General features: G+C 54.1%; 20 protein-coding genes and 1 other annotated feature. Of the genes, 13 read left to right on the forward strand and 7 right to left on the reverse strand.

Translation table 11 applies throughout. The features are described 5' to 3' along the window. The first annotated feature begins 7 nt into the window (after positions 1-7). Genes ABLV64_RS05070 through ABLV64_RS05080 form a run of 3 tightly spaced genes read left to right on the forward strand, consistent with a single transcriptional unit; the run spans position 8 to position 2,904 of the window. The gene (locus ABLV64_RS05070; protein WP_004151853.1) at positions 8-1,021 is read left to right on the forward strand and encodes an ABC transporter ATP-binding protein; all 1,014 of its coding nucleotides are present in this window, start codon (positions 8-10) and stop codon (positions 1,019-1,021) included. Further along, positions 1,018-2,022, forward strand: coding sequence for a murein tripeptide/oligopeptide ABC transporter ATP-binding protein OppF (oppF, locus tag ABLV64_RS05075; RefSeq protein ID WP_002910083.1), 1,005 nt, complete (start codon positions 1,018-1,020; stop codon positions 2,020-2,022). The genes ABLV64_RS05070 and oppF overlap by 4 nt, the downstream gene beginning before the upstream one ends. Positions 2,023-2,076: 54 nt before the next feature. Next, positions 2,077-2,904, forward strand: a complete 828-nt coding sequence (locus ABLV64_RS05080; protein ID WP_004203160.1) for an ion transporter — start codon at positions 2,077-2,079, stop codon at positions 2,902-2,904. Positions 2,905-2,967: 63 nt separating this feature from the next. Here the strand turns inward: ABLV64_RS05080 and ABLV64_RS05085 are convergent, their stop codons facing one another. Together ABLV64_RS05085 and cls are read right to left on the reverse strand one after the other, a co-directional pair. Further along, positions 2,968-3,297 (reverse strand): HI1450 family dsDNA-mimic protein, encoded by a 330-nt coding sequence (locus ABLV64_RS05085; protein ID WP_002910079.1) that lies wholly within the window; start codon positions 3,295-3,297, stop codon positions 2,968-2,970. Positions 3,298-3,331: 34 nt separating this feature from the next. Next, positions 3,332-4,792, reverse strand: a complete 1,461-nt coding sequence (gene cls, locus ABLV64_RS05090; protein ID WP_004203158.1) for a cardiolipin synthase — start codon at positions 4,790-4,792, stop codon at positions 3,332-3,334. A 143-nt stretch (positions 4,793-4,935) separates the two neighbouring features. Between cls and ABLV64_RS05095 the strand changes: the two genes are divergently transcribed. Further along, positions 4,936-5,109 (forward strand): YciY family protein, encoded by a 174-nt coding sequence (locus tag ABLV64_RS05095; RefSeq protein ID WP_023290120.1) that lies wholly within the window; start codon positions 4,936-4,938, stop codon positions 5,107-5,109. Positions 5,110-5,387: 278 nt separating this feature from the next. Here the strand turns inward: ABLV64_RS05095 and ABLV64_RS05100 are convergent, their stop codons facing one another. Then, a complete protein-coding gene (locus ABLV64_RS05100; RefSeq protein WP_072206868.1) occupies positions 5,388-6,035 on the reverse strand; it encodes a YceI family protein in 648 nt (215 codons plus the stop codon). 683 nt (positions 6,036-6,718) lie between these two features. Beyond that, positions 6,719-7,015, reverse strand: coding sequence for a YciI family protein (locus ABLV64_RS05105; protein ID WP_002910042.1), 297 nt, complete (start codon positions 7,013-7,015; stop codon positions 6,719-6,721). Between the two features lie 210 nt (positions 7,016-7,225). Between ABLV64_RS05105 and tonB the strand changes: the two genes are divergently transcribed. Beyond that, entirely contained in the window at positions 7,226-7,972 is a 747-nt protein-coding gene (gene tonB / locus ABLV64_RS05110; protein ID WP_004203153.1) for a TonB system transport protein TonB, read from the forward strand. A gap of 43 nt (positions 7,973-8,015) precedes the next feature. On the opposite strand, the gene ABLV64_RS05115 is transcribed toward tonB, so the two are convergent. The 3 genes from ABLV64_RS05115 to pfkB all read right to left on the reverse strand — a co-directional run bounded on the left by ABLV64_RS05115 (position 8,016) and on the right by pfkB (position 10,304). Then, positions 8,016-8,888, reverse strand: coding sequence for a fructosamine kinase family protein (locus tag ABLV64_RS05115; protein ID WP_348843287.1), 873 nt, complete (start codon positions 8,886-8,888; stop codon positions 8,016-8,018). A 105-nt stretch (positions 8,889-8,993) separates the two neighbouring features. After that, entirely contained in the window at positions 8,994-9,278 is a 285-nt protein-coding gene (gene ghoS, locus ABLV64_RS05120) for a type V toxin-antitoxin system endoribonuclease antitoxin GhoS (protein ID WP_004203147.1), read from the reverse strand. A gap of 93 nt (positions 9,279-9,371) precedes the next feature. After that, entirely contained in the window at positions 9,372-10,304 is a 933-nt protein-coding gene (gene pfkB / locus ABLV64_RS05125; protein ID WP_004203145.1) for a 6-phosphofructokinase II, read from the reverse strand. 356 nt (positions 10,305-10,660) lie between these two features. On the opposite strand from pfkB, the gene ABLV64_RS05130 reads away from it, so the two are divergent. From ABLV64_RS05130 to pheS, 8 genes are all read left to right on the forward strand, one after another. Next, positions 10,661-11,419, forward strand: coding sequence for a YdiY family protein (locus ABLV64_RS05130; protein ID WP_004203142.1), 759 nt, complete (start codon positions 10,661-10,663; stop codon positions 11,417-11,419). A gap of 269 nt (positions 11,420-11,688) precedes the next feature. Continuing rightward, the gene (locus ABLV64_RS05135) at positions 11,689-11,922 is read left to right on the forward strand and encodes a hypothetical protein (protein ID WP_004203141.1); all 234 of its coding nucleotides are present in this window, start codon (positions 11,689-11,691) and stop codon (positions 11,920-11,922) included. A gap of 431 nt (positions 11,923-12,353) precedes the next feature. Further along, positions 12,354-14,282: a threonine--tRNA ligase gene (thrS, locus tag ABLV64_RS05140; RefSeq protein ID WP_017900777.1), complete on the forward strand. Its 1,929-nt coding sequence runs from the start codon at positions 12,354-12,356 to the stop codon at positions 14,280-14,282. A 3-nt stretch (positions 14,283-14,285) separates the two neighbouring features. Then, positions 14,286-14,828: a translation initiation factor IF-3 gene (gene infC, locus ABLV64_RS05145; protein WP_004189469.1), complete on the forward strand. Its 543-nt coding sequence runs from the start codon at positions 14,286-14,288 to the stop codon at positions 14,826-14,828. A 92-nt stretch (positions 14,829-14,920) separates the two neighbouring features. Beyond that, a complete protein-coding gene (gene rpmI, locus ABLV64_RS05150; protein ID WP_001124225.1) occupies positions 14,921-15,118 on the forward strand; it encodes a 50S ribosomal protein L35 in 198 nt (65 codons plus the stop codon). A 50-nt stretch (positions 15,119-15,168) separates the two neighbouring features. Continuing rightward, the gene (gene rplT / locus ABLV64_RS05155; RefSeq protein ID WP_000124850.1) at positions 15,169-15,525 is read left to right on the forward strand and encodes a 50S ribosomal protein L20; all 357 of its coding nucleotides are present in this window, start codon (positions 15,169-15,171) and stop codon (positions 15,523-15,525) included. Between the two features lie 118 nt (positions 15,526-15,643). Beyond that, positions 15,644-15,768 (forward strand) — a sequence feature (Phe leader region). Then, positions 15,649-15,693, forward strand: coding sequence for a pheST operon leader peptide PheM (gene pheM / locus ABLV64_RS05160; protein ID WP_001386830.1), 45 nt, complete (start codon positions 15,649-15,651; stop codon positions 15,691-15,693). Its footprint overlaps the feature before it by 45 nt. 63 nt (positions 15,769-15,831) lie before the next feature. Next, positions 15,832-16,815 carry a phenylalanine--tRNA ligase subunit alpha gene (pheS, locus tag ABLV64_RS05165; protein ID WP_002909105.1) on the forward strand — a complete coding sequence of 328 codons (984 nt, stop codon included), beginning with the start codon at positions 15,832-15,834 and terminating at the stop codon, positions 16,813-16,815. The last annotated feature ends 7 nt before the right edge of the window (positions 16,816-16,822 follow it).

Genomic DNA, 16,822 nt, shown 5'->3' on the forward strand with positions numbered 1-16,822 from the left:
CGCTGCCATGACCATGATTGAAACGGCAAAAGCGCCGCAAGCGCAGAGTCACAGCGGCCTGCTGCTGGACGTGAAAGATCTTCGCGTCACCTTTAAAACGCCGGATGGCGATGTCACCGCCGTCAATGATCTGAACTTCACCCTCCAGGCGGGCGAAACGCTCGGTATTGTCGGGGAGTCCGGCTCCGGAAAATCGCAGACCGCCTTCGCCCTGATGGGGCTGCTGGCGGCCAACGGTCGCATCGGGGGTTCCGCCACCTTTAACGGTCGGCAAATCCTCAATTTGCCCGAGCGTGAGCTGAACAAACTGCGCGCCGAGCAAATCTCGATGATTTTCCAGGATCCGATGACCTCTCTGAACCCATATATGCGGGTGGGAGAGCAGTTAATGGAAGTCCTGATGCTGCATAAGGGGCTGAGCAAAGCCGAAGCATTTGAGGAGTCGGTCAAGATGCTCGACGCGGTGAAAATGCCGGAAGCGCGCAAGCGCATGAAGATGTTCCCGCACGAGTTCTCCGGCGGGATGCGCCAGCGCGTGATGATTGCCATGGCGCTACTGTGCCGGCCGCGGCTGCTGATTGCCGATGAGCCGACCACCGCCCTGGACGTCACTGTGCAGGCGCAGATCATGACGTTACTGAATGAGCTGAAACGCGAATTTAATACGGCCATCATTATGATCACCCATGACCTCGGAGTCGTGGCGGGGATCTGCGATAAAGTGCTGGTGATGTATGCGGGCCGCACCATGGAGTACGGTCAGGCGCGCGATGTCTTTTATCAGCCGTCGCACCCATACTCTATTGGGCTGTTGAATGCGGTTCCTCGTCTGGATGCCGAAGGCGATGCGTTATTGACCATTCCGGGCAACCCGCCGAACCTGCTGCGTTTGCCGAAAGGCTGCCCATTCCAGCCGCGCTGTCCGCATGCAATGGAACAGTGCAGCAGCGCGCCGCCGCTGGAGTCTTTCGCGCCAGGCCGCCTGCGCGCCTGCTTTAAACCGGTGGGGGATCTGCTATGAACGCCGTAACTGAACAACGAAAAGTCCTGCTCGAAATTGCCGACCTGAAGGTGCATTTCGATATTAAAGATGGCAAACAGTGGTTCTGGCAGCCGTCGAAAACGCTGAAAGCCGTAGATGGCGTGACGCTGCGTCTCTATGAAGGCGAGACCCTCGGCGTGGTGGGGGAGTCAGGCTGCGGTAAATCGACTTTCGCCCGCGCCATCATTGGCCTGGTGAAGGCCACCGATGGCAAAGTGGCCTGGTTGGGTAAAGATCTGCTGGGCATGAAGCAGGAAGAGTGGCGCGACGTGCGCAGCGATATCCAGATGATCTTCCAGGATCCGCTGGCCTCGCTGAACCCGCGTATGACCATCGGAGAAATCATCGCTGAACCGCTGCGTACCTATCATCCGAAGATGCCGCGTCAGGAAGTGCGCGACCGCGTGAAGGCGATGATGATGAAGGTAGGATTGCTGCCGAACCTTATCAACCGCTATCCGCACGAGTTTTCCGGCGGCCAGTGCCAGCGTATCGGCATCGCCCGGGCGCTGATCCTCGAGCCGAAGCTGATTATCTGCGATGAGCCGGTGTCCGCACTTGACGTGTCCATCCAGGCCCAGGTGGTTAACCTGCTGCAGCAGCTGCAGCGTGAAATGGGACTGTCGTTAATATTTATCGCCCACGATCTGGCGGTAGTTAAGCACATCTCCGATCGCGTACTGGTGATGTATCTGGGCCATGCGGTGGAGCTGGGAACCTACGATGAGGTGTACCATAATCCGCTGCATCCCTATACCAAAGCGCTGATGTCGGCGGTGCCGATCCCCGATCCGGACCTCGAAAAAACGAAAACCATCCAACTGCTGGAGGGCGAATTACCCTCGCCGATTAATCCGCCTTCGGGCTGTGTCTTCCGCACCCGCTGTCCGCTCGCCGGACCGGAGTGCGCCAAAACCCGTCCGGTGCTGGAAGGCAGCTTCCGCCATGCGGTTTCCTGCCTTAAGGTAGACCCGTTATAATCTCAGGGGCTGACGCAGGTCAGCCCTTTTTTTTGCGAGGTTAACGAAGTGGGTATGCTTTCTGCCGCTCGCCTGCGGCTTTATCATTTGCTTTTCGATCAAAACCGACGTTCCGGCCGCCGCTTCGAAGGTCTGTGCGGACTTTTCGCATTGCTCAGCGTGGTGGTGATATTTGTCGAGTCGGGGCTGGGCACGCAATATCATCTGACATTAGATGAATGGCATATTTTCGTCTGGCTGGAGCTGCTGGTGACCGCGGTCTTTACCCTGGAGTATCTGCTGCGTATTGCGACATGGCCCAATCCGCTCCACTACATTTTCAGCTTCTGGGGGTTTATTGACTTAGCGACCATCCTGCCGCTGTACGTGATGTGGCTGTGGCCGGAAATTAGCCTCAATTATGTCTTTGCCTGGCGGGCAATGCGGGCGATCCGCGCGTTGCGTATTCTCAAACTGTTGCGCTTTATGCCTTCGCTCAATGTGTTCTGGCGGGCGATTGTCAGCGCGCGCCATCAGCTGATCCTGTTCTATTCGTTTATCGCCATTGTGATGGTGATTTTCGGCTCGTTAATGTACCTGATAGAAGGGCCAGAGTATGGTTTTACCACGCTCAACGCTTCGGTCTATTGGGCCATTGTAACCATCACTACCGTCGGCTACGGGGATATCACGCCGCATACACCGCTGGGCCGCATCCTGGCCTCCATTCTCATCCTGATCGGATACTCCATTATTGCCATTCCGACCGGGCTTATCACCACCCATATGACCAGCGCCCTGAACCGGCGGCGTCAGCAGCGGGTATGCCCGCAGTGCCAGCAGGGCCACCATGACGATAACGCCCGGTTTTGTCACGCCTGTGGCCATGCGTTACCGCAGTAAACCCTCGGCATAAAAAAAGCCTGCCGGGAGGAACGCGGCAGGCTTTTCACTGGCTAGTCAGCGTTATTCACGCCACAGAATATGACACAGCTTATGATCTTTCTCGCGGCACAGCAGTACGCGGGCGAAGATATCATTGATTTCCCCGCCGTCGGTATCCGCCAGGCCAATCACCACTTCGGCGAAGAAATCCGGGTTCAGATCGTAATCCACATGCTCTTCCCAGTCTGCAGACGGGTCGAACAGCTCGGCGCCGCCGCGCTCCTCAAACTGCAGGTTAAACAGAATGATGTCCGCCGGGTCGAGGTTATCGGCCGCCAGTTCGAGGAAGATGTCGTATGCCTGCTCAAGCGTTTCGTCTTCGGTCAGACGGTTGTTTAAATCCATATCCATGATTGCTACTCATTCGGTATCTGATGGGCACGTTTTACAGCAACGGGCTGAAGAAGTAAAACAGTCGCTCGGCGATCCGCTGCCACAGCGGACGTTTTAACCAGCGACGGGCGTCCAGCAGGCGCGAGCGCGAGATATAGTCATCCTGGACCGCCGCCAGATCGCTGCCGAAGCCGGCGTCATCGATGACCAGCGTGATTTCAAAATTGAGCCACAGGCTGCGCATATCCAGATTCACGGTACCCACCAGACTCAGTTCGCCATCGACCAGCACGCTCTTGGTATGCAACAGGCCGCCTTCGAACTGGTAAATCTTCACCCCTGCTGCCAGCAGCTCGGTGAAAAAGGCCCGGCTGGCCCAGCCCACCAGCAGCGAATCGTTCTTGCGCGGTAAAATAATACTCACGTCCACGCCGCGCTGGGCGGCGGTACAGATCGCGTGCAGCAGGTCGTCGCTGGGTACGAAGTAGGGTGTGGTCATGATCAAATGCTCTTTCGCCGCATAGGCGGCGGTGAGGAGAGCCTGATGAATCAGATCTTCCGGAAAGCCCGGTCCGGAGGCGATCGTGTGAATAGTATGTCCGCTGGCCTCTTCGAACGGCATGATATTGACGTCCGGTGGCGGCGGCAGAATGCGCTTGCCGGTCTCGATCTCCCAGTCACAGGAGTAGACGATGCCCATCGAGGTCGCCACCGGGCCTTCCATGCGCGCCATCAGGTCAATCCATTGTCCGACCCCTGAGTCCTGTTTAAAGTAGCGGGGATCAACCATATTCATGCTGCCGGTGTAGGCGATATAGTTATCGATCATCACCATTTTGCGATGCTGACGCAGGTCCATCCGGCGCAGAAACACACGCATCAGATTGACCTTGAGAGCCTCGACCACTTCAATGCCGGCGTTACGCATCATTGCCGCCCATGGGCTGCGGAAAAAAGCCACACTGCCCGCGGAGTCGAGCATCAACCGGCAGTGAACCCCGCGACGGGCGGCGGCCATCAGCGATTCGGCGACGCTGTCGGCCATGCCGCCTGGCTGCCAGATATAGAAGACCATCTCAATGTTATGGCGAGCCAGTTGAATATCGCGGATCAGGGCCTGCATGACGTCGTCAGATTCCGTCAGCAGTTGCAGCTGGTTGCCTTTTACGCCGCCAATGCCCTGGCGCCGTTCGCACAGCTTGAACAGGGACTCGGCCACCGGGCTGTTATCTTCCGCGAAGATATGTTTGCAGGCTTTGAGGTCGTTTAACCATTTGGCCGTGGAAGGCCACATCGCCCTCGCGCGTTCTGCCCGCCGCTTGCCAAGATGCAGCTCGCCAAAGGAGAGATAGGCGATGATCCCCACCAGCGGCAGAATATAAATGATCAATAACCATGCCATCGCGGACGGCACAGCGCGGCGTTTCATTAGAATTCGTAATGTTACACCGGCGATCAACAGCCAGTACCCCAGAATGACCAGCCAGTTCACCACCGTGTAAAAGGTTGTCATAGATGTAAAATCCTTTTGAATGACGTTATGTGATGAGTTTACGCATCAGTATTTTTCTGGCAAATAAAAACGCAGCGAAAGCGGTGGTCAGCCGCAGGCAGAGGTTTATAATGGGGGCTGTTTTCACTCGTAGAGTCGTTGCAATGAAGCGTAGTAGAACGGAAGTAGGGCGCTGGCGCATGCTGAGACAGGTGAATCGCCGTAAAGCGCGCTGGCTGGAAGCCCAATCACGCCGCAATATGCGGATCCTCGCCATCAGGAAGGGGCTGGTGAAACGGCAGCGTCATGCACTGCTGTTTATTTTCCCCGACTGTTAAGCGAGCAGACTAACGGCACCGTGCGCGGTGCCGTTGTCGTTTTCTCAGCCCTGCGCCGAACTCCCTTTTAACATCGCCAGGTGGCCTAATAAAATATCTATGCGATATCTGTCAGGGTATGACGGGGAATTACCGACAGAACTCCTTATTCTGCGACAGACATAAACCGCCCTGCAGAAGCCTGAACAGGGCGCGGGGTTGCCGATCGTTTTTCAATTTCATGCTAACTATCGGGGTGACCACTCTGATTAAAATGCACCGCTTTTGTGGGTGTAAATTTATTTGGCATAGGCTTCCGTAGATAACGTGATGGTCACGTTATCACTCACCGCCGGAACATATTTATCAAGCTTGAAGTCTGAACGTTTTATTACCCCAGTGGCATCAAAACCAATGGCCTCTTTTTTCACCATCGGATGCATGTCCTGCTTGTTCAGGGTGGCATGCAATACTACCGGTTTGGTGATGCCTTTAATGGTCAGGTTACCTTCAACATCATATTTATTGCCGCCTTTACTTTCCACCCGGGTGCTCTGAAAGGTTGCCTCAGGATACGTTTTGACATCGAAGTACTCTTTGCCTAAAAACTCATCCGTTAACGCTTTGACATGCGTATCAATGGTTTTGACTGGCAGCGTGACGTGCACAGAGGATTTCTCTGGGTTATCTTTGTCAAAAGAGAGTTTCCCTGAAACATCAGAGATATAGGCGGTAGGGTTAGAGAAACCAAAATGGTTCCAGGCAATAACAACCGAAGTATGCTGTGGATCCAGGCTATATTCTGTCGCAGCGGCCTGTGATACAGGAATATATAAGGCAAGCAGAGAAAATAATGCGGTTTTTTTCAGGGTGTTCATACAAAAATCCTCATAAGCGTCAGGTGCATAAATGGTAGCCCAAAAAAATGCAGGGCTTATTGAAAACATTTGTTATTCCCGTTCAAATATTTTAACCAACCAATAATAACCCTACAATCACTCCGCGTGAATTTTACCTAACGAAATTAATAGGCATTAAAAAAATCCTCTGTAACGTAAATCTGGTCACGTGATCTTTATACGTTCATCCCTATGGGATGTGCCTGGATCAGCGCATTTTTTTATTTCCGGTTGCTTTCCAGACACCGCGATCCTGAATGCAGCAAGATAGGCGATATTTGGTCCTATGTCAGCTGAACCGGATATACATGCTTATTTACTCCAGGCGTTAATATCTGTTGCTGAGAATCCCTCTCTCTTTAACGATCTTCTTTCAACTGTGTTTAAGATTTACCGGACGATGTCGGGATGCGCTGGCATGCAAAGCAAGCGATAGATCCATGCAAGATCTCTGTCACAGACTTATTCAATATATTAGCCATTCAATATCATGCCCGGCGTCGACGTTTGGTCGGCATTTTCTGTTGCCGCAAAAGGCGAGGTGATGGTCGATGATGTCGTCGCTGGGGAAGAGATGTGCTCATCTTCCAGGCATCTCAGGCGGATAACAGCCAGCGCTTTCGTGCGGTTAAAAAGGGCGGCATTTTAATGTTGTGTAGCAAAATGCGCCCTTTCATCTGATGGCCTGGTGTGTTTTTGCGGTTAACCAGAAAAATAGCAGGGGATTTTTTTCAAAATACTTTTTTGTACGGCTTAACAGAGACCTGGCGGTAGACGCCAGCTGCAATGTACGGATCGTCATTGGCCCAGGCCTGAGCCGCTTCCAGCGATTCAAACTCAGCGATTACCGTTGAGCCGCTGAATCCAGCTGCGCCCGGTTCGTTGCTGTCAACGGCCGGCATTGGTCCGGCGGTAAGCAACCGACCTTCATCATGTAAAAGTTGTAGACGCGCAAGATGCGCGGGGCGAACCGAGAGCCGCTTTTCCAGAGAATCGGCGATATCTTCAGCGTAGATAACGTAAAGCACGGCAAAGCTCCTTATCAATAAACAGGCGAATTACGTTAAGTTAAACGACGATGGACTGCAATGCAAAGATGCGCCCCGGCGCCGAATGCCCTGCCGACGCGGCTTTTTTCCGCAAATGGCGGCAAAAATTGACTCAGGTTAAGACGGCTTATTGAATATGATTGCTATTTGCATTTAAAATCGGAGCATCATTTTTCAACAGAAACGACTATGAGCGCAATGACCCTTGATTTACCTCGCCGCTTCCCGTGGCCAACGCTGCTGTCCGTGGCTATCCACGGTGCCGTTGTGGCGGGGTTGCTTTATACCTCGGTACATCAGGTTATTGAACAGCCTTCCCCGACGCAGCCGATAGAGATCACCATGGTGGCGCCGGCCGATCTTGAGCCGCCCCCGGCGGCGCAACCCGTCGTGCAGCCCGTTGTTGAACCCGAACCAGAGCCGGAACCTGAGGTGGTCCCTGAGCCGCCGAAAGAGGCGCCGGTGGTGATCCATAAACCAGAACCTAAGCCGAAGCCCAAACCTAAACCGAAGCCCAAGCCGGAGAAAAAGGTTGAGCAGCCTAAGCGGGACGTCAAGCCGGCAGCGGAGCCGCGTCCGGCTTCACCGTTTGAAAACAACAATACGACGCCAGCGCGCACCGCGCCGAGCACCTCCACCGCAGCGGCCAAACCCACCGTCACTGCTCCGAGCGGCCCGCGGGCCATCAGCCGTGTCCAGCCGACCTATCCGGCGCGCGCTCAGGCGCTGCGCATTGAAGGGACGGTGCGGGTGAAGTTTGACGTCACGCCAGATGGCCGAATTGATAATTTGCAGATCCTCTCCGCCCAGCCGGCGAATATGTTCGAGCGCGAGGTGAAAAGCGCGATGCGCAGATGGCGTTACGAGCAGGCAAGACCGGGAACCGGCGTGACGATGACCATTAAATTCCGCCTCAACGGCGTCGAGATTAACTGATAATGCAGGGCGGCGGACCGGTGAGGTCCGCCGTAAACCTTGTCTAACGCGTTTTTTCCATCAGGACATCGTCCAGCGCCTGCTGGACTGTCTCCAGGTGCTGGCCACCGAACAATATCGCCCGGTTCAGCAGGGTATAAAGCTGGTAAATCGGCTGACGCTCGAGAAAACCAGCCGGTAGCGGCGAGACGGACTGATAGCCGTCATAGATCTGCGGGGGTTGTTCCGGGTGCATCGGCAGCATTGCTAAATCACACTCGCGGTCGCCCCAGTAGCAGGCCGGGTCGAAGATGTAGGGGCCATCCGGCCCTAAGGCGCAGTTGCCGGACCACAGGTCCCCGTGCAGCAGCGAAGGTTGCGGCTGATGGTTGGCCAGCCGCTGCTGTACCACATCGACTAAGGTATCGATATCGCCAAAGTGCAACCCTTTCTCCGCCGCCAGCTCCAGCTGCCAGCCGATACGCTGCTCGGCAAAAAACACCGACCAGCGACGCTGCCAGGCGTTGGGCTGCGGCGTGGTGGAAAGATCGTTATCAAAATCCAGACCGAACTGCGGCTGATCGCTCCACCGATGCAGGTGGGCTAACTGCTGGCCAAGCAGGAAAGCGTTATGCGCATCCAGCGGACGGGGAGGGAGGTATTCCATGACCACGAAGCTGTAGTCGCGATCGCTGCCGACGGCAAAGACCTGCGGTACGCGAACGGTTTTGCTTCGCGACAGCAGCTCCAGCTGATCGGCCTCGGCGGTGAAGATAGGCAGGAGTTCCCGTTCGTCGCATTTCACGAAGTAATCTTTGCCGCCGAAGCGCAAATGCCAGGCGGAATGGATCTCTCCGCCGGGCAGCTCGGTTTTCAGTTCGATTTCAGCGTCTTCGGTATGCCAATCGCGTAAAAGAGTACTGATTGCTTGCCACATGCTGTCTCTCCCCATGTTTTCCACCATATCATAAGGTTAGCGCATTACTACCGGGTAAACCTGGAACTGACGCACAACTGACGCTTTCCGTTGCGCTAAACGCATTTATTGAGCTTTTAACCACTCGGCGAATGTGCTGACGGCGATTTCTGCCGGACGGCCAAGGGCCGATTCCGCCAGGCCGGCGCTGAGAGCTTTCACTTCCTCGGCTGTTTGGGCGCTCAGCAGGCCAAAGGTATTGGTGCCCAGCTCATGGGGCGTGCCCTCTTCATCATTGAGCGTTAGTACAAACCCGGCACGGGTAAAATGGTTGCTGACCTCATTGATCTCCGTTAGCACCTGCTCATGGAAGGTTACGCTGACGACCCAGGCGGTAATTTCATTGCTCATCTCGACACCCCGTTGTTATGTATGGCCTTTCCAGCATAGACCATCCTGCAAATCTCGCGGCTCCCCTCCGCCGGCGCGGAGGGGCAGGGGAAATCAACGTCCGCAGAGATAATCGTAGATTTTTTGCGTATTGGCCTGCGAACAGAGGCGGGTACCCTGGTTGATGGTCGCGGCACTACCGGCGGCGACGCCAAAGCGTACCATGTCTTCGAGGCTGGCGTTTTCCGCCAGACGCAAGGTCATGGCGCCCACCATGCTGTCGCCGGCGCCGACGGTGCTCTGGCTTTTCATTGGCGGCGGCACCACCTGAACGCTGCCGCTGGCGTCAACCCCTAACGCCCCCTGCGGACCGAGGGAGACCACCACCCGGCGCACTTTACCGGACTGGATCAACGACTGAGCGGCAAGGCGGACGTCATCAGGCTGGCTCAGATCGCGCTGCACGAGGGCGCTGAGCTCTTTCTGGTTTGGCTTCACTAATTCAATATTGCCGACGTCCAGCGCGGCGGCCAGCGCATCGCCGGAGCTGTCGATAATGCAACGCAGGCCTTGCTGTTGCGCATTTTTAACCAGCTGCATCAGATTTTCGACGCTGATACCTGGCGGCAGGCTGCCGCTGATCACCAGCAGTGAGCCGGGGTCGATGGTCAGGACTTTTTCTTCCAGGCGGCGGAATTCATCGTCTGTCAGCGCGGCGCCGGGCATCACAAAGCGATACTGTTCGCCGCTGGCGGCCACGTGAACGTGCAGGTTCTGTCGCGTCCAGTCGCGGGTTTCGACGGTCTCGATCGGCACCTGCTCATCGGCCAGCAGGGCGGCAAGGTGCTCGCCGGTGGCGCCGCCAATCGGGAAAATGGCGGTGGCTTTGCCGCCGAGAAAGGTCACGGCGCGGGCGACGTTGATCCCGCCGCCGCCGGGTTCAAATACCGGCGCGCTGCAGCGGAGTTTCCCTTCCGGGTAGATCTGCGGGGTCTGGGTGGCGCTATCCAGCGAGGGGGCCAGCGTGAGCGTATAAATTTTGGTCATTCCTTCTCCTCCTTAATACGGCGACTGTGCTTTATTTAAGCATGGCACGATGATTCAGGGAGGGAAAGTGCTGTCCCTGAGAGATTTGCAAAGAAGCCTGTATTTTCATTATGAAATAAAGATTGTTTCCGGAGCTGTCTTATTCAAAAAACGAAAGAGTAAGTGATTGCTATGTTATTCGTGCTTTTTTATAATTTGCTACCTTTCTTAGGACCTGCACTCCGCGATCCTCGCGAAAGTTTCCGGGACCCACAGGTCTCTTTTATGTTGTACGGACGCTAAATTCAATGAGCCGGCATGGTTAGGCCTGTTCATCATTTGTACTGTCCTAAAAAAATGTATTTTAGAGAGTTATAATGAAGCTTTTAAAGACAGTACCCGCAGCGGTCATGCTGGCGGGGGGGCTTTTTGCGTCTGTTGGCGCAATGGCCGATGATTCTGTATTTACCGTCATGGATGACCCTTCCGCTGCCAAAAAACCGTTCGAAGGGGTGGTCAACGCAGGTTACCTGGCGCAGTCCGGCAACACCAAGAACTCCTCAATGACGGCTGATTCCACCCTGACCTGGTATGGCAACACCACCGCCTGGTCCCTGTGGGGCAACGCCAGCAACACCTCGTCCAACGATGAGCGCTCCTCAGAGAAATATGCAGTCGGTGGTCGTAGTCGCTATAACCTGACCGATATGAACTACGTCTTTGGGCAGGGCAGTTGGCTAACCGACCGTTATAACGGCTATCAGCAGCGCGATGTCCTGACGGCGGGCTATGGTCGTCAAATCCTCAACGGACCGGTGCACAGCCTGCGGTTTGAATTTGGTCCTGGCGTCCGCTATGACGAATACACCGACGGGGATACCGACACTCAACCGCTGGGCTACGCCTCCGGAACCTGGGCCTGGCAGATGACCGATAACGCCAAATTTACCCAAGGGGTATCGGTATTTGGCGCCGAGGACACCACGGTCAACTCAGAGAGTGCGTTAAACGTGGCGATTAACGCCCACTTTGCGTTGAAAGTGGCGTACAACGTCACCTGGAACTCGGAGCCGCCGGCGTCTGCGCCGGAGCATACCGATCGCCGGACCTCGCTCTCCCTCGGGTATAAAATGTAATATTTTCAGGCCGGGTTTCCCGGCCTGATCGTTTTAGATTTAGCAATAAGTGACATTATTTTTTCTGGCAATTCGTTTTAGTTTTTATAAAAAGAAACTGGCCTCCATTTTTTCTCCATTATTCTCCATTTGCTGACAAATATTCATTCTATTTGACACGAAAAGCTAAATATTCGACGGACAAATATGTGATCTGGATCTATACTAACAGCCACTGACCGAATGGAGACATTGTTCGGTCCGTCTTCCGTAATAAGAGAATAAACATCATGAAAAAAAGCCAATTTACCATCGCAGCCCTGGCGCTGTGCGTGCTTTCCTTTGGCGCATCGGCCGCCACGCCAGTTCCGCCGTCGGGTAACCAGGACCATACGCAGGTAGGTATCGCCAAAGCTACCGACGTTGAGGCCGGGTCGAATATTGCCCCCGGTTCCCGTAGCACCGGACAATCCATGAGCGATGCCTTTAATGTGCATACGCTGGTGGCAGGCGAGTGGTCTTAATATCGCAGGCTACTGCTTCACGGGCAGTCTATTAAGCCGGGTAAAGTGGTACCGGTTTAACGACCCGCGCTAAACATCACGCAGGCAATATCAACGCGTCTCTTTTAGTTTGTCCGCATAATATCGTCCGGCTTCGCTGGTGATTATTATCGCCCCTTCCTGGCGGATATTCTGCTTTTATCCGCGCCGCTCTTGTTTTCTCCGCATTCCGCCATCATTTATGCTATTGCGGCTTTAATCACGTACCAATGATGTGTAAACTACTCCCCGGTGTTATCAGCAGGCGGCAGCAGGCGGGAACGATCGCTCCGGTCGTGCTCCTCTTTTCGCAGAGTGAAGCGGGAACTGCGCCTTAACCTGGTGATAATTATGATTATATTGTTTTGTATGTGCTCTTTCGTGTGGGGCACCACTGCAAATAAGGACATAAAATGCCTGTAATTACGCTTCCTGATGGCAGCCAACGCCATTTTGATCACGCCGTCAGCCCGATGGACGTCGCGCTGGATATCGGCCCAGGCCTGGCGAAAGCCACCATCGCCGGGCGGGTAAACGGTGAACTGGTAGACGCCTGCGACCCGATCGAAACCGATTCCACCCTCTCTATTATCACGGCTAAAGATGAAGAAGGGCTGGAGATCATTCGTCACTCCTGCGCGCACCTGTTAGGCCATGCTATCAAACAGCTGTGGCCCAACACCAAAATGGCTATCGGTCCGGTTGTTGATAATGGCTTCTACTATGACGTAGACCTCGACCACACCCTGACTCAGGAAGATATCGACGCGCTCGAAAAACGTATGCATGAGCTCGCCGAGAAAAACTACGATGTCATCAAGAAGAAAGTGAGCTGGCACGAAGCGCGTGAAACCTTCGTGAAGCGCGGCGAAAGCTATAAAGTTTCTATTCTTGACGAAAACATTGCTCATGATGACAAGCCTGGCCTGTATCATCATGAAGAATATATCGATATGTGCCGCGGTCCGCACGTGCCGAACATGCGTTTCTGCCATCACTTCAAGCTGATGAAAACCGCAGGCGCGTACTGGCGCGGCGACAGCAACAACAAGATGCTGCAGCGCATTTATGGTACCGCGTGGGCCGATAAGAAAGCCCTGAACGCCTACCTGCAGCGCCTGGAAGAGGCCGCGAAGCGCGACCACCGTAAAATCGGCAAGCAGCTCGACCTGTACCACATGCAGGAAGAAGCGCCGGGTATGGTCTTCTGGCATAACGACGGCTGGACTATCTTCCGTGAACTGGAAACCTTCGTGCGCTCCAAGCTTAAAGAGTACCAGTACCAGGAAGTGAAAGGTCCGTTCATGATGGACCGCGTGCTGTGGGAAAAAACCGGCCACTGGGACAACTACAAAGATGCGATGTTCACCACCTCTTCTGAGAACCGTGAATACTGCATTAAGCCGATGAACTGCCCGGGCCACGTGCAGATCTTCAACCAGGGGCTGAAATCCTACCGTGACCTGCCGCTGCGTATGGCGGAGTTCGGTAGCTGCCACCGCAACGAGCCGTCAGGTGCGCTGCACGGTCTGATGCGCGTTCGTGGCTTTACCCAGGATGATGCGCATATCTTCTGTACTGAAGATCAGGTTCGCGATGAAGTGAACGCCTGTATTCGTATGGTCTACGATATGTACAGCACCTTTGGCTTCGAGAAGATCGTTGTCAAACTGTCGACTCGCCCGGAAAAACGTATCGGCAGCGACGAGACCTGGGATCGCGCGGAAGCGGATCTGGCGGTGGCGCTGGAAGAAAATAATATCCCATTTGAATATCAACTGGGTGAAGGGGCGTTCTACGGCCCGAAAATTGAATTTACCCTGTATGACTGCCTCGATCGTGCATGGCAGTGCGGTACGGTACAGCTGGACTTCTCTCTGCCGCAGCGTTTAAGCGCCTCCTATGTGGGCGAAAACAACGAGCGTCAGGTGCCGGTCATGATCCACCGTGCGATTCTCGGTTCTCTGGAGCGCTTCATTGGCATCCTGACCGAAGAGTTCGCTGGCTTCTTCCCAACCTGGATTGCGCCAGTGCAGGTGGTGGTCATGAATATCACCGATTCTCAGGCTGAATACGTTAACGAATTGACGCGTAAACTACAAAATGCGGGCATTCGTGTAAAAGCAGACTTGAGAAATGAGAAGATTGGCTTTAAAATCCGCGAGCACACTTTACGTCGTGTCCCGTATATGTTGGTCTGTGGCGACAAAGAAGTCGAAGCCGGCAAAGTGGCCGTGCGCACCCGTCGCGGGAAAGACCTCGGCAGCATGGACGTAAATGAAGTGATCGAGAAGCTGCAACAAGAGATTCGCAGCCGCAGTCTTCAACAACTGGAGGAATAAGGTATTAAAGGCGGAAAACGAGTTCAAACGGCACGTCCGAATCGTATCAATGGCGAGATTCGCGCCCAGGAAGTTCGCTTAACAGGTCTGGAAGGTGAGCAGCTGGGTATTGTGAGTCTGAGAGAAGCTATCGAAAAGGCTGAAGAGGCTGGAGTAGATTTAGTTGAAATCAGCCCTAACGCCGAGCCGCCAGTTTGTCGTATCATGGACTACGGCAAGTTCCTTTATGAAAAGAGTAAGTCTTCTAAGGAACAGAAGAAGAAGCAGAAAGTTATCCAGGTTAAGGAAATTAAATTCCGCCCTGGTACTGATGAAGGTGACTATCAGGTAAAACTCCGCAGCCTGATTCGCTTTCTCGAAGATGGCGATAAGGCCAAGATCACGCTGCGTTTCCGCGGTCGTGAGATGGCCCACCAGCAGATCGGTATGGAAGTGCTTAACCGCGTGAAAGACGATCTGGTTGAACTGGCAGTAGTCGAATCCTTCCCAACGAAGATCGAAGGCCGCCAGATGATCATGGTGCTCGCTCCTAAGAAGAAACAGTAAGGCCATCAAGAAACATTTCCGGTGGGCTTCGGCTCACTGGTTTTGTTCGCCTTTGTTTCGTTTATTAACAATGCGAAGTGGAAGTTATTAAAATGCCAAAAATTAAGACCGTACGCGGTGCTGCTAAGCGCTTCAAAAAAACCGGTAAAGGTGGTTTTAAGCACAAGCACGCTAACCTGCGTCACATTCTGACTAAAAAAGCTACCAAGCGTAAACGTCACCTGCGTCCGAAAGCCATGGTTTCCAAAGGCGATCTGGGCCTGGTTATCGCGTGCCTGCCGTACGCATAAGTCGTTAACGTTTAACTTTTTTAACTTAGAATAGATACAGGAGAGCACACATGGCTCGCGTAAAACGTGGTGTAATTGCACGTGCACGTCACAAGAAAATTTTGAAACAAGCTAAAGGCTACTACGGTGCGCGTTCTCGCGTATACCGCGTTGCCTTCCAGGCTGTTATCAAAGCTGGTCAGTACGCTTACCGTGACCGTCGTCAACGTAAACGTCAGTTCCGTCAACTGTGGATTGCACGTATCAACGCAGCAGCACGTCAGAACGGTATTTCTTACAGCAAATTCATCAATGGCCTGAAAAAAGCCTCTGTTGAAATCGACCGTAAGATCCTGGCTGACATCGCCGTATTCGACAAAGTAGCGTTCACCGCTCTGGTCGAAAAAGCGAAAGCAGCTCTGGCATAAGCCAGTTGAAAGAGGGAGCTTGTCTCCCTCTTTTCGTTTCAACACCATCAATACATTGACTTTTATCGGCGCAGGCTTTTCAATACAGGTCTGACGTTTCTTACCAGACAAGGTAATGCAAGCATGAATGCTGCTATTTTCCGCTTCTTTTTTTACTTTAGCACCTGAACTCAGGAGGCTAGCGCGTGAAAGAAGAAACGGAAAACAGCGCCAGAAAGCCTCCCCTGTGGAGGCTTTTTTCGTATATGGATTCGGAATATTAATTTCACTATAACCGGTGTCTGCACCGACATAATGAGGAAAACCATGTCACATCTCGCAGAGCTGGTTGCCAGTGCCAAGGCAGCCATTAACGAGGCATCAGATGTTGCTGCGCTGGACAACGTCCGCGTGGAATACCTGGGTAAGAAAGGGCATCTGACCCTGCAAATGACCACCCTGCGTGAGTTGCCGCCGGAAGAGCGTCCGGCAGCCGGTGCGGTCATCAACGAAGCGAAAGAGCAGGTACAGCAGGCGCTGAATGCGCGCAAAGCCGAACTGGAAGGGGCGGCGCTGAATGCTCGTCTGGCTGCAGAGACCATCGACGTCTCGCTGCCGGGTCGCCGCATTGAAAATGGCGGCCTGCATCCGGTCACCCGCACCATCGACCGTATTGAAAGTTTCTTCGGTGAGCTCGGCTTTACCGTGGCGACGGGCCCGGAAATCGAAGACGATTACCACAACTTCGATGCGCTGAATATCCCGGGTCACCATCCGGCGCGCGCTGACCACGACACTTTCTGGTTCGATGCCACTCGCCTGCTGCGCACCCAGACCTCCGGCGTGCAGATCCGCACCATGGAAAACCAGCAGCCGCCGATCCGTATTATCGCGCCGGGACGCGTCTATCGTAACGACTACGATCAGACCCACACCCCGATGTTCCACCAGATGGAAGGTCTGATCGTTGATAAAAACATCAGCTTCACCAACCTGAAAGGAACCCTGCACGATTTCCTGAACAACTTCTTTGAAGAAGATCTGCAGGTACGCTTCCGTCCGTCTTACTTCCCCTTCACCGAACCGTCCGCGGAAGTCGACGTGATGGGTAAAAACGGCAAATGGCTGGAAGTGCTGGGCTGCGGGATGGTGCACCCGAACGTGCTGCGCAACGTGGGTATCGATCCGGAAGTGTATTCCGGCTTCGCCTTTGGCATGGGCATGGAGCGTCTGACCATGCTGCGCTATGGCGTCACCGATCTGCGCGCGTTCTTCGAAAACGATCTGCGTTTCCTCAAACAGTTTAAATAAGGGCAGG

Source organism: Klebsiella sp. JB_Kp031 (assembly GCF_040064295.1).
In the GTDB taxonomy this organism is placed as follows: domain Bacteria; phylum Pseudomonadota; class Gammaproteobacteria; order Enterobacterales; family Enterobacteriaceae; genus Klebsiella; species Klebsiella quasipneumoniae.